This window comes from Achromobacter sp. 01N37, assembly GCF_056399725.1.
Map to the genome: position 1 here is coordinate 398,216 of NZ_JBFTRX010000002.1, position 13,593 is coordinate 411,808.

The 13,593-nt window shown below is 64.2% G+C and carries 13 protein-coding genes; all 13 read right to left on the reverse strand.

Going from position 1 to position 13,593, the window contains the following annotated elements:
• Positions 1–47 precede the first annotated feature (47 nt).
• The 13 genes from AC1DSJ_RS05050 to AC1DSJ_RS05110 all read right to left on the reverse strand — a co-directional run bounded on the left by AC1DSJ_RS05050 (position 48) and on the right by AC1DSJ_RS05110 (position 13,390).
• Positions 48–1,313: a glycosyltransferase WbuB gene (locus AC1DSJ_RS05050; protein WP_441371505.1), complete on the reverse strand. Its 1,266-nt coding sequence runs from the start codon at positions 1,311–1,313 to the stop codon at positions 48–50.
• Positions 1,310–1,870: a putative colanic acid biosynthesis acetyltransferase gene (locus AC1DSJ_RS05055; RefSeq protein WP_054426533.1), complete on the reverse strand. Its 561-nt coding sequence runs from the start codon at positions 1,868–1,870 to the stop codon at positions 1,310–1,312. Before AC1DSJ_RS05055 ends, AC1DSJ_RS05050 begins: the two co-directional genes overlap by 4 nt.
• Positions 1,867–2,751 carry a glycosyltransferase family 2 protein gene (locus AC1DSJ_RS05060; protein ID WP_054426532.1) on the reverse strand — a complete coding sequence of 295 codons (885 nt, stop codon included), beginning with the start codon at positions 2,749–2,751 and terminating at the stop codon, positions 1,867–1,869. The genes AC1DSJ_RS05055 and AC1DSJ_RS05060 overlap by 4 nt, the downstream gene beginning before the upstream one ends.
• Positions 2,752–2,764: 13 nt before the next feature.
• A complete protein-coding gene (locus AC1DSJ_RS05065; RefSeq protein WP_054426531.1) occupies positions 2,765–3,892 on the reverse strand; it encodes a glycosyltransferase in 1,128 nt (375 codons plus the stop codon).
• A complete protein-coding gene (locus tag AC1DSJ_RS05070; protein WP_441371506.1) occupies positions 3,885–5,189 on the reverse strand; it encodes an O-antigen ligase family protein in 1,305 nt (434 codons plus the stop codon). The genes AC1DSJ_RS05065 and AC1DSJ_RS05070 overlap by 8 nt, the downstream gene beginning before the upstream one ends.
• 12 nt (positions 5,190–5,201) lie before the next feature.
• Positions 5,202–6,104 (reverse strand): glycosyltransferase family 2 protein, encoded by a 903-nt coding sequence (locus AC1DSJ_RS05075; RefSeq protein WP_054426529.1) that lies wholly within the window; start codon positions 6,102–6,104, stop codon positions 5,202–5,204.
• A gap of 22 nt (positions 6,105–6,126) precedes the next feature.
• Entirely contained in the window at positions 6,127–7,443 is a 1,317-nt protein-coding gene (locus AC1DSJ_RS05080; protein WP_054426528.1) for an oligosaccharide flippase family protein, read from the reverse strand.
• A 35-nt stretch (positions 7,444–7,478) separates the two neighbouring features.
• Positions 7,479–8,441 carry a GDP-L-fucose synthase family protein gene (locus tag AC1DSJ_RS05085; protein WP_054426527.1) on the reverse strand — a complete coding sequence of 321 codons (963 nt, stop codon included), beginning with the start codon at positions 8,439–8,441 and terminating at the stop codon, positions 7,479–7,481.
• A gap of 6 nt (positions 8,442–8,447) precedes the next feature.
• Complete coding sequence (gmd, locus tag AC1DSJ_RS05090) at positions 8,448–9,557, reverse strand: GDP-mannose 4,6-dehydratase (protein WP_054426526.1); 1,110 nt, start codon at positions 9,555–9,557, stop codon at positions 8,448–8,450.
• 10 nt (positions 9,558–9,567) lie between these two features.
• The gene (locus AC1DSJ_RS05095; protein WP_441371507.1) at positions 9,568–10,053 is read right to left on the reverse strand and encodes a VanZ family protein; all 486 of its coding nucleotides are present in this window, start codon (positions 10,051–10,053) and stop codon (positions 9,568–9,570) included.
• Complete coding sequence (locus AC1DSJ_RS05100; RefSeq protein WP_054426525.1) at positions 10,040–11,470, reverse strand: mannose-1-phosphate guanylyltransferase/mannose-6-phosphate isomerase; 1,431 nt, start codon at positions 11,468–11,470, stop codon at positions 10,040–10,042. The genes AC1DSJ_RS05095 and AC1DSJ_RS05100 overlap by 14 nt, the downstream gene beginning before the upstream one ends.
• 5 nt (positions 11,471–11,475) lie before the next feature.
• Positions 11,476–11,892 carry a GDP-mannose mannosyl hydrolase gene (locus tag AC1DSJ_RS05105; protein WP_054426743.1) on the reverse strand — a complete coding sequence of 139 codons (417 nt, stop codon included), beginning with the start codon at positions 11,890–11,892 and terminating at the stop codon, positions 11,476–11,478.
• An 88-nt stretch (positions 11,893–11,980) separates the two neighbouring features.
• On the reverse strand, positions 11,981–13,390 hold the full coding sequence (locus tag AC1DSJ_RS05110; RefSeq protein ID WP_054426524.1) for an undecaprenyl-phosphate glucose phosphotransferase: 1,410 nt from the start codon (positions 13,388–13,390) through the stop codon (positions 11,981–11,983).
• Between the last annotated feature and the right edge of the window lie 203 nt (positions 13,391–13,593).

A 13,593-nucleotide genomic window follows, 5' to 3' on the forward strand; every position in this document is an offset into this window, starting at 1 on the left:
CCAATGCCGCGAGGGCCGCGGCGTGCGCAACAGACGCAACACAGGCTTTAGATATCGCCTTCGCGCGTACGCGAGTCCAGCGGTTTCGCGCGGCCTTGCACCACGGCTTCGAATTCACGCTCGGCCGCGGCCAGCACGGCGTCCACATGCAAATGATTCAACGCGTACTGGCGCGCTGCGGCGCCCAGCGTTTCGCGGATCTGCGCGTTGCAGCTCAGCTTGCGCACGGCTTCGGCCATGGCGTCGGCGTCTTCAGGCGGCGTCAGCAGGCCGCAATGCGCCACCACGCCGGCAAGCTCGGTGCCCGGCGCTGCGCCGCAGACGACCGGGCGCCCGCTGGCCAGCATGCCAGTCAGCTTGGACGGCATGACCAGGTCGGCCGCGCCGGCGCGTTGCGGCAGCAGGTGTATGTCGGCGGTGTTCAGCAGCGCGCCCAGGCGGTTGGCCGGTTGCAAGTCCAGGAAGATGACTTGCGACAAGCCTTCGCAGGCGGCCTGAAGCGGTGCGCGTTCGGGGCCTTGGCCGCAGAACACGAACCACAGCCGCTTGTCGTGGCTTAACCGCCGCGCCACATCGGCCAGCGTCTGCAAGCCTTGCTTGCCGCCCATGTTGCCCGAATACAGCGCCACCACTGCATCGGCAGGAATGCCGAGTTCGGCGCGGTAGTCGCCACTGTCAGCGCGCGGCGTGATGGCGTTGACGTCGATCCAGTTGGGCAACAGCACTGCGCGATCGGGAACCACGCCCTTGGCCAGCGCCAGGTCTAGCATGCGGTTCGATATCGTCGACACGCGGTCAAAGCGGCGCATCAGCCAGCGTTCGGCACGCTTGACCAGTGACCGCAAGCCGGCGCCCTTGAGCAACCCCAGCTCAAACGCGGCGTCGACCTCGTAGTCTTGAATGTGCAGCCAGGCGCGCGCGCCGCACAAGCGTGCGGTGATCCACGCGGCGGGCGCACAGAACAGCGCGGGCTCCACCACCAGAATCAAGTCCGGCCGGCCGGCTGCCGCGCGCAGCAATGACGGCAAGCTGGATACGGCAAAGCTGGCCAGGTGAATCAGGCGTTTCAGCCCGCCCGGCTTGCTCGGCACCCACAGCGGCGCGCGGCGCACGGTGACGCCGCGCCGGTCTTCCTTTTGGTAGCGGCCCGCGCGATAGCCGTCGTGCACTTTCCATTGCGGGTAATAGGGCGGCGCGGTGACGACGCTGACTTCATGCCCATGCGCGGCCAGCCATTCGGCCAGCTCGGCGCTGTACTTGCCGATGCCGGTGAGTTCGGGCGCGTAGTTGATGCCGTAGATCAGTATTTTCATGGCGATGTCGCCATGCGGGGGCGCACGGGGCGGCAGGGGTTGCCGTGGCACACCATCGCGGGCGGCATGTTGCGAAACACCGAACTGCGCGCACCCACCACGGCTTCACGGCCGATCGTCACGCCCGGCCCCACGAAGACGTCTGTTGCAACCCAGGCGCCATCCTCAATCCGCACCGCGCGTTCGCGCAACGGAAAATCCGGCTGGCCTGCGTCGTGGTCGGCCGCGCACAAATAGCTGCGTTGCGACACCACGGCGTGTGCGCCGATGTGGATGGGACCCAGGCTGTAGATCACGGCGTCGTCGCCGATCCAGGCGTAGTCGCCAATCTCGACCTTCCACGGATAGGTCACCGTGGCGGTCGGGCGGATCAGCACCTTGCGGCCCACCTGCGCGCCAAAGCAACGCAGCAGCCAACGGCGAAATCCATACGCCACTTGGGGCGACCAGCGAAACAATGTGCTTTGCACCGTCCACCACAGCTGCACCGTCAGCGCGGAGCGGCCACGCTGGCCCGGGGCCAGCGCAAAGCGATCCAGTTGCTGAAGGGTGCTCATTTGGCGGCCCCCGCTACGGTGTCGGCCTGCGTGTCATCCTGCGCCAGCCGCGCCTTCTGCAATTCTTCGGTCTTGATGCGGATCTGCCAGTAGTACATGGCGCGCGCAACGGCGTAGTCATAGCCGGCCTTGCCATCCAGAAAGCCCAGCTTGAAGACGTAGGAATGCAGAAACGAGATCGGCGCCTTGAAGGGCAGGGCCTGGAAAATGCGCTTGAGCAAGGCGCGTGCGCCGACGTTGGCTTCGCGCGGATCGTTCATCAGCCCCTTCGTGCGCAGGTTCGCTTCCCAGTCCGAATAGCGGTTGTGCTTGTCGAAATAATGGAACAGCGAATCGTGATCGTTGTGCACCATGCGCTGGCGCAACGCGAACGTTTCGCCTTGAACTTGCGGCTGATAGTGGCCTTCCACTTCCCACATGTGCGCCACGTCCAGGTCGTCGTAATCCAGGAAGCGGGACTGGTCGCGCGCCAGCAGCGCCAGCTTGTAGACGCGGTGGCCGTGCTCCAGCTTCTTGCCGCAGAACACGTAGTCAAACGGCACGAACGCGCCGCCTGCCCCCGCGGCAAAGCGCGGCAGCACGTCGCGAATTTCGGCAGCAAGGGCGGGTGTCATTTCTTCATCGGCGTCCACATACAGCACGACCGGGTGCGAGAACGGCAACTGCTCCAGGCACCACTGCTTCTTCTTCGGATACTTGCCATTCCACTGGAAGTTGGAGACGCGGGCGCCCAGCGCCGTCGCCATCGCGCAGGTGGCGTCGGTGCTGTTGGAGTCCACCACGAAGACTTCGTCGAACTCAACCAGCGCCTTCAAACACTTGGCGATATTGCGTTCTTCATTCTTCGTCATGACGACCACGGAAACCGGAATTTTCTGCATGATGCTGTCCTGTTCAGGGCGTGCCGCGTTGCATCAGCGGCTGGAATAGCGCGATGACGTTGCGGCAATGCCGCTCTAGGGAAAAGGCGTCGGCGCGTTCGGGGCCTTGGGCGGCCAGTTGTTCGCGTATTTCGCCGTCGTAGGCCAGGCGGCGTACCGCCGCGGCCAGCGCATGGGCGTCGCCCACCGGCACCAGCAGGCCGTAGCGGCCGGCGTCCAGAATTTCGGCGGGGCCATGCGGACAGTCGGTGGAGATCACCGGCACGCCTAGGCACAGCGCCTCCACCAGCACGTTGCCAAAGCTCTCGCGGATGGACGTCAGCGCAAACGCACCGGCGCCGGCAATGACCGGGAAGGGGTTGTCGATATGGCCGGCCAGCGTGACGGGCGTGCGCGAGGCGCGCTCGTCGATGCGCTTTTGCAAGGCGTCGTGTTCCGAACCTTCGCCCAGAATCGTGAAGGCGATGCCGGGGTCGTCCAGGATCGCCGCCGCGTCGATCAGCGTGGCATAGTCCTTCACCGCTTCCAGCCGGCCCACCGCCACCACCTGGTACGGCGCATTGCCATCGTCATTGGGGCGCTGAGCGCCTTGCCGGCGCACCTTGTCCAGCGGCACGCCGTTGTAGATGGTTTGCACTTTGCCGCGCAGCGGCGGGAACATGCTGACCAGGTCTTCCTTCACGCCGCGCGACACGCCCACCACGGCGTCGTGCCGCCGATACGTCTGGCTGACCAGCCAGCACTTCAGGCGCCGCATCCGCGATGCACCGTAGTGGATGGCCGGGCTGCTGTGCTCGAACGCCACGGTCTTGAAGCTGCCGCCCAGAAGTTTTCTGGCCAGCACCACCAGCATGTTGCACAGCAAGCCATGCGAACACACGATGGCCGGCTTCTCGCGGCGGATTTGCGCCATCAGCCGGAAAAATGCCACGGGCAGCATGAGCCGCAGCTTTGTGGGCGATTCAATAATGGGCAAGGCGCGCGTCACCTTCGGGTTGGCGACGGGGTACTCACGGTTGCGCGAACGCAGCAGGAACAGGGCCGAGTCGACTCCCTGTTCCGGCAAGGCATCCACGATGAAGGCGACGCATCTTCCGACGCCGCCGTGCAGGTCCGGCGCGACAAACAGGACATCAGGCATGGGGGATTACTCGCGGTGGCGCCCGGCGCGCAGCGCTCGGACGGTGGCTGGGGGTAAGCGGCGTAGTGGCGGCCTTTGCCTGGGGCACGGGCATGATCTGCGCATTGCGCATCAGCGACAGGCAGTAGCAAAGCAGGAATCCGGTGAATGCGGTCTTGGGCGCATAGGCCAGCCCGCCGGATAACGAATCGATGAAGATGTAGATCGGGGCGGTGGCGAGCAGGTAGCGCCGGTGCATCTCCAGCCCGGGATGCGCGTAGCGCCTGAGCAGCGTCAGCAGCAGAATCAGCAAGGGCGGCAGCATGATCATGATGGTGCCGACCACGCCGAACTTCATCAGATAGAAGGCCCAGGAATTGTGCGCGAAGGTGCTGAGTTCGAATCCGTTCTCGCCCATCACCCAGCTGCGAAAGCCCGCACCCTTGCCGAACACGGGGCTTTCGGCGAAGAAGTCCATCTGCCCCTGCATTTCTTGAATGCGCGCGCCGTAGCTGGAATCTTCGTCCAGCTTTTCCACGCTGAAAATGCGGTTGGTCAGCACATCCAGGTAGCCGATGCTGGCAAACACCAGCACGCCCGCCAGCGCCGCCGGCGCAAAGATGATGATGGCGCGCCGCCGGATTTCGGCGCTGGAACCCAGCAGCACCGCAATCAGCACGGACACGGCCAGCTGCAAGTACTGGCTGCGGTTCAGCGAGAAAACCAGCGCCAGCAGCATATACACCGTCAACGCGTAAGCCTTGGGCCCGGACACGTTCAACGTGCGCCGGAAGTACAGCAGCGACACGACGCCAAACGGAATCGCCCACACCCCCAGCCGCACATTGCGCAGCGGGTTGGACACGCTGAACCCCTGCAACTGTTCCAGCAGCATCAGCGTGGCCACCGCCAGGCAGGCCGCCACAATGTACTTTTGCAGCACGGCATAGGCGGCGGGGCTGTCGATGTCCTTGTAGCAAAGGAACGGCGTGCACAGAAAATAGAAGACGATGCGCAGGTCGCGCGCCACGTCGCCCGTTTCAATGCCGGGGTGATGCATGGACACCAGCAGCAGATAAATCACCGACATGGCCTGCAGGCCCAGCAGGGCGCCCAGCAGCCCGCGCGGCAAGGCGTAGGCGCTGGGTTCCGCCAGCCGCAGCGCCTTGACGGCCAGCATGGCGACGAACAGCACATCAAAGGGCGATAGCTTGAAGCTGCCCACGCCCAGGATGAAGCGGTCATCGTTCAGGGCCAGCGCGGTGAACGCGAACAGGCCCAGGAGATGCAGGGTGGTAAAGCGGCGATGCGGGCTCATGTCGGTGTCGTCCTAGTGCGCGGCCCAGTCGTCGCGTCCGAAAATTTTCGTGGTCAGCTTTTCGAACAGGTACGACAGGTCGCCCTGACGGGCGTGCGCCGCCACCTTGGACGCGCGGCAAGACAGTTCGAACAGCCGGCCCAGCCCCGGCTCCGTGCGCCGGATGCGGGTGACGATCTGTTCGCGCTCTTCCAGCAGCACGTCCTGCATCAGCGCCGTCTTGGTTTCGTCATGCGCGGTGTAGACGCCCAGCGCATCAGGCACGATCAGGTTCTTGCCTTCGCGCAGCAGCCGGCTCCACAGCTCCAGGTCCATGCAGTAGCGCATGCTTTCCTGAAGCAGCCCGTACTTGCGCAGCAGGTCGCGGCGGAAGATGGCCGATTGGTTGGGAATCGACGCCTTCACCACCGTCAACGTGCCGCGGTTGACGGGCGTGTAGTGGATCTTGCGGAAGATCTTGTTGTCGGCATCCGCCACGAACAGGTTGCCGCTGACGATTGGCGCGCGGCCTTTTGCCGCGGCCGCGCCCAGCTTGCGCAACGCGCCCGGGAAGTACAGGTCGTCGGAATTCTGCCAGCCCACGTAATCGCCCGTGGCGCGTTCGAATCCCTTGTTGATGGCGTGCGACTGGCCGCGGTCGGGGGTGCTTTCCCAATAGGTCAGGTAGCGCTCGTACTTGCGGATGATGTCCACGCTGCCATCGGTGGAACCGCCGTCGATGATGATGTATTCCAGACGCGGATAGCCCTGGTTCAACACCGACAGAATGGTGCGTTCCAGGAACTTCGCCTGGTTGAACGAGGGGGTCACGATGGTCACTTTGGGCAACAGGCCGCCGGCGATCGGCGCGGGCGGGCGAAGCTCGCGAACGAAGTCGATGAGCTGACGTGAATACTCGTTATGACGCTTGCGCATGTAAGACCTCAGCATGTGGGTGTTATCGGGTGGCCGCAGGCAATGCGCCCGGGAAGTCGGGGCGGGATTGACGGATGGCGAGGGCCACGCCGGCCAGCGTGATCGCCGCGTAGGCCATGCGGCCCCAAGCCGCGGCGTGTTCACCGGCCGCGTGTACGAGTCCAGCCATGACGCACAGCATCGCCAGCCCGCCAAGACCATTCAAAATGGCGACGGCGCGGGAATTCCCCAGGCCAAGCAGCGAGAAGTGCGCGGCGGCGTTGAGCGACAACAAGCCCGACGCCACGATCAGCAACTGAAAGGTGCCCAGGTGGCCGGTGGCCACGTTGTCGCCCAACAGCAGATTCAAAAGCGGATGGCTCACCGCCAGCACGGCCAGTGTGGCGCTGGCTGACAGCACCAGGTTCCACATCATCATGCGGCGGATCTCGCGTTCGGCTGCGCCCACATAAGGCGGCGACACCGTCAGGCGGCTGACGCGCGGCATCGCTTTCTGGAAGATGGCGACGGATGCTGTGTGGATGATCTGGCCCACTTGCACGCCCACCGTGTAGATGGCTAGCGCGGCCGGGCCCATCATGCTGCCAACCAGCACGCGGTCCACCGAGCCGAAGGCCAGCGCGCTCAGACTGTTCAGCCACGACCAGCGCGAAAACTTGAATGCGTCAGACATGGCCGCGCGATCACGCACCGGGCGCACCAACACCCGGCCGTAGGCGCGCGAGAACACGCGCATCTTCACCGTGCCGGCCACCAGCAGCCCGAACGCTTGTGCGACCCCGGTCCACGTGGGCGATGCCGTCAGCGCGGCCGTGGCGCAGGCCAGCGCCATCGTGCCGGTGCGGCTGAACAGTTCGCACAAGGCGGTCGCACGAAAATCTTCCCGGCCTTTCAGGCAGCCGGAGAAAAGCTGGTCATATTGTTGAGTCAGGTAGATGGCCAGTGCGGGCATGGCCAGGAGCGTCACGGCCACGCCGCCAAAGGTCGCGGCGGGCCAACCCAGGCCCACCACCGCCCACAGCAACACCGCGGCCAGCGTCACCACGCCCAGCGCGCAGCCAATCAACGACATGCTGACCCCGGCGGCACGGTAAGCGCCGCCAGGTTCGTGCAGGCGTTCGGACACAAGCTTGGTCGCGGTGACCGCCGCGCCCAGGTTGGCCGCGTTGCCGAACCCGGCCAGCGCGATGATCATCGAGTACTGGCCAAAGCCCACCGTACCCAACTGGCGGAACAGAATGGGCAAGGCCACCAGCGCCGCAACGGGGCCGATGCCGTACTCCACCAGCCCCCAGAAGGAAGCATTGCCGGCGATGTGTTTTCTGACGAATCCAAGCATCGGGAAGCCTGTGGTTGAAGCTGCTGGCGCGGCCCTCAGGCCACGGGCAGCGCCTGTTGGGATTGGTCTGCGCGTTCACGCAGAAAATGTCCGTAGGCCAGCGTGATGCCGTCTACCAGCGAGATGCCGGGTTGCCACCCCAGCGCCTGCACGCGCGACGAATCCATCAGCTTGCGCGGCGTGCCGTCGGGCTTGCTGGTGTCGTAGACGATGCGGCCTTGATAGCCCACCACGCGCGCCACCAGCGCCGCCAGATCCGCAATCGAGATGTCTTTGCCGGCGCCGATGTTGTACATGCCGGTGGCATCCGGATGTTCCATCAGCATCACGCAGGCTTGGGCCAGATCGTCCACGTACAGGAATTCGCGCAGCGGCGTGCCCGTGCCCCAGATCGTCACGCTCTCCTGACCGGCTTCGCGGCCTTCATGGAACTTGCGGATCAGCGCGGGCAGCACATGGCTGCTATGCAGGTCGTAGTTGTCGTGCGGCCCATACAGGTTCGTGGGCATGGCGCAGATGAAGCGCGCGCCATACTCGCGCTGGTAGGCCTCGCACAACTTCAAGCCCGCGATCTTGGCAATGGCGTAGGGCTCGTTGGTGGCTTCCAGCGGGCCGGTCAGCAAGGCGTCTTCATGAATCGGCTGCGGGGCTTCGCGGGGGTAGATGCATGACGAACCCAGAAACAGCAGCTTGCGCACGCCGGCCGCATAGGCGGCGCGGATCACGTTGCACTGGATCATCAGGTTCTTGTACAGAAAGTCCACCGGATGATTCTGGTTGGCCAGAATGCCGCCCACCTTGGCGGCGGCCAGGTACACCACATCGACCGGCGTGGTCGAAAAGAAGCGGTGCACCTGGTTCTGGTTTTCCAGGTCCAGCTCGGCGTGGCTGCGGGTCAGCACCTGCTCGTACCCGCGGCGGCGCAGTTCGCGCGTGATCGCGGCGCCCACCATGCCACGGTGGCCGGCGACAAACACGCGTTGGTCCAGGTTCGTCATGGCGCGCTACTCCTTGTAGGCGTAGATTTCGTAGCCGTTCTGCTCGACCAGCGCGTCGCGGCGCGCATCCTTCAGGTCGCTCTCCACCATTTCCTTGACCAGCTCCTGGAAGGTGGTGCGCGGCGACCAGCCCAGCTTTTCGCGCGCCTTGGTGGGGTCGCCCAACAGGGTTTCCACTTCGGTCGGACGGAAGTAGCGCGGGTCGACGCGCACGATGACCTGGCCCGGCTTGACGTCGTGCACCGGCGAGAACAGCACGGTGGCCGTTTCTTCCAGGCCTTCGCCTTCCCACGCCAGCAGAATGCCCAGCTCGCGCGCCGCCGTATTGATGAATTCGCGCACGCTGTATTGCATGCCGGTGGCGATGACGTAGTCCTCCGGCGTGTCCTGTTGCAGCATCAGCCACTGCATTTCGACGTAGTCGCGGGCATGGCCCCAGTCACGCAGCGCAGACAGGTTGCCCAGGTACAGGCATTCCTGCAGGCCGAGCACAATGCGCGCCAGGCCGCGGGTGATCTTGCGCGTCACGAAGGTTTCGCCGCGCTTGGGCGATTCGTGGTTGAACAAGATGCCGTTGCAGGCGTACATGCCATACGCTTCGCGGTAGTTCACGCTGATCCAGTAGGCGTAGAGCTTGGCGGCGGCGTAGGGGCTGCGCGGGTAGAAGGGGGTGGTTTCCTTCTGCGGCGTTTCCTGCACCAGGCCGTACAGTTCGGACGTAGACGCCTGATAGAAACGCGCCTTCTCCTCCAGCTTGAGGATGCGGATGGCTTCCAGCAAACGCAGCGTGCCTAGCCCATCGGCGTTGGCGGTGTACTCCGGCTCTTCGAACGAGACCCCCACATGGCTTTGGGCGGCCAGGTTATAGATCTCGTCGGGCTGCACCGACTGCACGATCCGAATCAGGCTGCACGAGTCAGTCATGTCGCCGTGATGCAGCACGAAATTGCGGGGCTTATCGTGCGGATCTTGGTACAGATGGTCGATACGCGCGGTATTGAACAGCGAAGCGCGCCGCTTGATGCCATGGACTTCATAGCCCTTGGCCAGCAGGAACTCCGCCAGATAGGCGCCGTCTTGTCCGGTAACGCCGGTAATCAGTGCCCGTTTTGGCATGGTTGTATCCTTAAGACTTAGTAACTGCACGAAAGGAGCCGAAGGCTGCGGTACCAATGTGCAATGAGATTACTGTTGCACCAGCCGCCAAGATATCGGCCAAAAGGTCTAAGAGTTCAGCCTGTCGATAGGGAAAAAAGGATTGGATTGATTCATCCAATGCGCCCAAAGCCGTGATGGTCAGCATGGCCACCAGCGCCGGGCGCCGGTTGACCGACAGGTAAATCAAACCGGTCAGGAAGGCGTAAGCCAGAAGATGCAGGCGCTTGTCGCCAAACGCGTCTGACATGTCGGCCGCCAGGCCAGGCAGGTTCCCCACGGTGATCAGCACCGCGAAGAACACACCCGCCAAAGGCAGGCAGATGCGAGCCACGCCGGGACGCCAGAACGGCCCTTCGCCGCCGGGCCGCCCCAAGGCGAAGGCAGCCCCCTCGGGGGGCAGCAAGCGCCCATCGGGCGTGCGGCGTGGGGGCTCTCCATTTTCAGACGCGGCCATACATGTCCTGGAATCTGACGATGTCGTCCTCGCCCAGGTACGCGCCCGATTGGACTTCGATGATTTCCAGCGGAATCTTTCCCGGGTTTTCCAGGCTGTGGGTTTCCCCGAGCGGGATGTAGGTCGACTGGTTCTCCGTCAGCAGGTACTGCTTGTCGCCGTTGTAGATGCGCGCCGTGCCTGACACCACGATCCAGTGTTCCGCCCGGTGGTGATGCATCTGCGACGACAGGCGTGCGCCCGGCTTCACCGTGATGCGCTTGACCTGGTAGCGCGGGCCTTGGCCCACCGAGTCATACGACCCCCACGGGCGCTGCACTTCGCGGTGATGGTTCAGCTCGGAGCGATGCTGCGTCTTGAAGATCTCGACCAGTCGCTTGACGTCCTGCGAACGCGATTTGTGCGCCACCAGCACGGCGTCGGCCGTTTCAATCACCACAATGTCGTCCAGACCCACCGATGCGACGAGACGGCTGGTGGAGTGGATCAAACAATTGCGCGAATCCTCCACCATGACGTCGCCGGTGGTGGAGTTGCCTTCCACCGTCTTCTGGGCGATGCCCCAGACGGCGTCCCAGGCGCCCACGTCGCTCCACGAGGCGGCCAGCGGGATGACGACGGCGCTGTCCGTGCGTTCCATGATGGCGTAGTCCATCGAGTCGCTGGGGCAGGCTTCGAACGACGGCCCGTCCAGGTGGAACAGCCCGTTGTCTCCGTGGCCGGTGGCAACCGCTGCCTGCACCTGCTCAAGCATCTTCGGGGCCAGCCGGGCCATTTCAGACAGGAAGACAGACGCCTGGAACGCGAACATGCCGCTGTTCCAGTAGTAGCCGCCATCCTCGATGAAACGCTGCGCCACTTCCGGCGACGGCTTTTCCACGAAGCGGCGCACGCGGCGCGCGGGCGCCATCACGCCCGGCTCTTCCGACTGGATGTAGCCATAGCCGCTGAGCGGCGCGGTCGGGGTGATGCCGAACGTGACCAAGGCGCCCTGGCGCGCGGCCTCATAGGCCTGGGCGAACGCGGCGCTGAGCACCTCGCCGTCTTCCAGCACATGGTCCGACGGCATGATCAGCATGATGGGGTCTTCGCCATCACGCATGGCGCGCAGCGTGGCGGCCGCAATGGCGGGCGCCGTGTTGCGGGCAAAGGGTTCAAGAATCACCTCGGCGTCCTTGATGCCCAGCTCCAGCGCCTGCTCGGCCGCAATGTATTGGTGGGCGTCATTGCACACCAGCATCGGCTTGGCCTCGGCGCCGGCCGACCCCAAGCGCAACAGCGTGTTCTGCAACAGGCTGCGGGCATCGGTCAAACGGATGAACTGCTTCGGCAGCAGTTCGCGCGACAGCGGCCACAGGCGCGAGCCGGAACCGCCGCAAAGAATGACTGCCCGGTAGGGGGGAGGGGGATTCGTCATGGCGCTCACTCCTTGAAGTAGGCCTGGGTGTACGGATGTACGCCGGGGTCGGCGGCGATCTCTTGTGCGGGCAGCCAGCGGTAGCCCTGGTGCTGGCGTTGGGGAAGGCTTGCGGTGTCCAGCGACAGCTCGGCCTCGTAGGCGAGGACGACGTAATGGGTGGAGCGGCCGGCTTCACCCGCGAAATTGGTGCCGTAGAAGTGCTCGTACACGCCGCGCGGCGTCCACGCGTCTGCCTCGATGGGCAGGCCGAGTTCTTCGCGGGCGATGCGGGCGAGCGCGTCGCGCAAGGATTCGTTTTTGCGGATGCGTCCGCCCGGCACAAACCAGGCGCCGCGCGCGGGCGGGTTGGTGCGCAAGCCGGTCAGGTAGCGGCCGTCGGCGTCGCGCAGCAGCAGGTCAATGGACACCAGCGGCAGCATCTCCACCGCCTGGCGGAAGTCCGCCTGCGGCAGGACGCCGGCGCACGTGTTGTGCGGCCCAGTGCTGTGGGCGGGCCATCCCAAGGGTTTAGTAGACATTGCGGCCCGTCCATCCCGACACGGCCGTGCGGGCGATGATCAGCAGGTCCATCCTGAACGTCCAGTGCTGGATGTAATAGATGTCGTGCTCGACGCGGTCGCTCATCTTGCGCAGCGTGTCCGTCTGACCCCGAAAGCCATTCACCTGCGCCCAGCCCGTGATGCCCGGTTTGACGCGGTGGCGCATCATGTAGCGCTGCACCAGGTCCTTGTACATCTCGTTATGTTCCAGCGCGTGCGGGCGCGGCCCCACGACGGACATATCGCCCATCAGCACGTTCAGAAACTGCGGCAGCTCATCCAGGCTGGTACGGCGCAGGAAGCCGCCGATACGGGTGATGCGCGTGTCGTTACGCGTGGCCTGGGTGACGGTGCCATGCTCCTCATGCACCGTCATCGTGCGGAATTTGTAGACGTGAAAGACCTTGCCATCCACGCCCAGGCGCGGCTGGGTAAAGAACACCGGCCCGCGGGAAGTCAGCTTCACCATCAGCGCGATGGACAACATCACGGGCGATAACCCGATCAGCGCGCAAAAAGCGAAGCTGCGATCAAACACTTCCTTGGCCCAACCGCGCACGCCAGCCGCCGGCAGGCTATTGAGTTGAATGGCGGGCAGCCCCAGGAATTCACCGATGCGATGGCCCAGCAGCTGAATCGACATCACATCTGGAATCCAGCGGATATCCACCAAGTCGTTACGCAAGTGATAGAGCACTTCGCGCAGCTCCTGGCCCGCCTCCATCGGAAGCACGATCCAGATCTCACGCACATTGTTTTCATGGACGAAGCTGTGCAGATTGTCCAGATCATGCAGGCGGCGGACTTGCGGCGGCAGGCTTTCATGCGGCTCGGCGTAGATGCCCGCCACTTCATAGCCCGCGCCCCGGTACTGTTCAACGCGGCGCCACAGGTCATGGCCCAGTGCGCCAAAGCCCACCAGCAGCACGTGCTTTTTATTCAGCCCGCGATCACGCGCCGCGCCCAACGCGGCATAGACGGCGATGCGCACGCCGGCCAGCGTCAGCGCCGCCATGCCAAACCAGGTGGCCGCCCATATGCGCGATATCGCGGCGGTCTGATGCATGAGAAAACTGACAAGAATGCCAAGTGCGAACACGGTTGCCCACGCCGCCAGGCTGCGCACGACGAGATCCGTCAGCAGCCGGCCCCGCCAAGACACATACAGGCGGAAGGCGGGGAACAGGGCAATCACGCCCAGCCCGCACAAATACACCAGGAACAGATGAATTTGCGGCGGTTCCGCCAATGCATCGTCCGAGAATTTCAAGCCGGTGGCAGTCAGGCCGCAGGTGATGACGATCGCGGCGTCGAGCAGGCGGTATAGATAGCTTGCTCCACTGAATCTTGCCGACGTGTCCGATTGGGACGGGTCCATCGCGCACTCCTGTTCGGGGGGAGTCTTTCTTGCGGCGACAACAACAACGGTGCAGTGCCGCAAAACTTGTGGCTACCGACGAAATCTTATTGAGTGCAAGGCGTACCCGAAACCTCCAAACGATGTAGGAGAAGGCTTAGGGCATCCGTCGAATGTGCGGGGCTTCAAAAAGAGAGTGGAATGTCGCAACCCGTTACGCATCG

Excerpts from the sequence above, each read along its gene's own strand:
- AC1DSJ_RS05080 (WP_054426528.1), bottom strand. The coding sequence starts at position 7,443 with ATGCTTGGATTCGTCAGAAAACACATCGCCGGCAATGCTTCCTTCTGG.
- AC1DSJ_RS05060 (WP_054426532.1), bottom strand. The coding sequence starts at position 2,751 with ATGCAGAAAATTCCGGTTTCCGTGGTCGTCATGACGAAGAATGAAGAA.
- AC1DSJ_RS05100 (WP_054426525.1), bottom strand. The coding sequence starts at position 11,470 with ATGACGAATCCCCCTCCCCCCTACCGGGCAGTCATTCTTTGCGGCGGT.
- gmd (WP_054426526.1), bottom strand. The coding sequence starts at position 9,557 with ATGCCAAAACGGGCACTGATTACCGGCGTTACCGGACAAGACGGCGCC.
- AC1DSJ_RS05065 (WP_054426531.1), bottom strand. The coding sequence starts at position 3,892 with ATGCCTGATGTCCTGTTTGTCGCGCCGGACCTGCACGGCGGCGTCGGA.
- AC1DSJ_RS05070 (WP_441371506.1), bottom strand. The coding sequence starts at position 5,189 with ATGAGCCCGCATCGCCGCTTTACCACCCTGCATCTCCTGGGCCTGTTC.
- AC1DSJ_RS05055 (WP_054426533.1), bottom strand. The coding sequence starts at position 1,870 with ATGAGCACCCTTCAGCAACTGGATCGCTTTGCGCTGGCCCCGGGCCAG.
- AC1DSJ_RS05050 (WP_441371505.1), bottom strand. The coding sequence starts at position 1,313 with ATGAAAATACTGATCTACGGCATCAACTACGCGCCCGAACTCACCGGC.
- AC1DSJ_RS05085 (WP_054426527.1), bottom strand. The coding sequence starts at position 8,441 with ATGACGAACCTGGACCAACGCGTGTTTGTCGCCGGCCACCGTGGCATG.
- AC1DSJ_RS05105 (WP_054426743.1), bottom strand. The coding sequence starts at position 11,892 with ATGCTGCCGCTGGTGTCCATTGACCTGCTGCTGCGCGACGCCGACGGC.
- AC1DSJ_RS05075 (WP_054426529.1), bottom strand. The coding sequence starts at position 6,104 with ATGCGCAAGCGTCATAACGAGTATTCACGTCAGCTCATCGACTTCGTT.
- AC1DSJ_RS05095 (WP_441371507.1), bottom strand. The coding sequence starts at position 10,053 with ATGGCCGCGTCTGAAAATGGAGAGCCCCCACGCCGCACGCCCGATGGG.
- AC1DSJ_RS05110 (WP_054426524.1), bottom strand. The coding sequence starts at position 13,390 with ATGGACCCGTCCCAATCGGACACGTCGGCAAGATTCAGTGGAGCAAGC.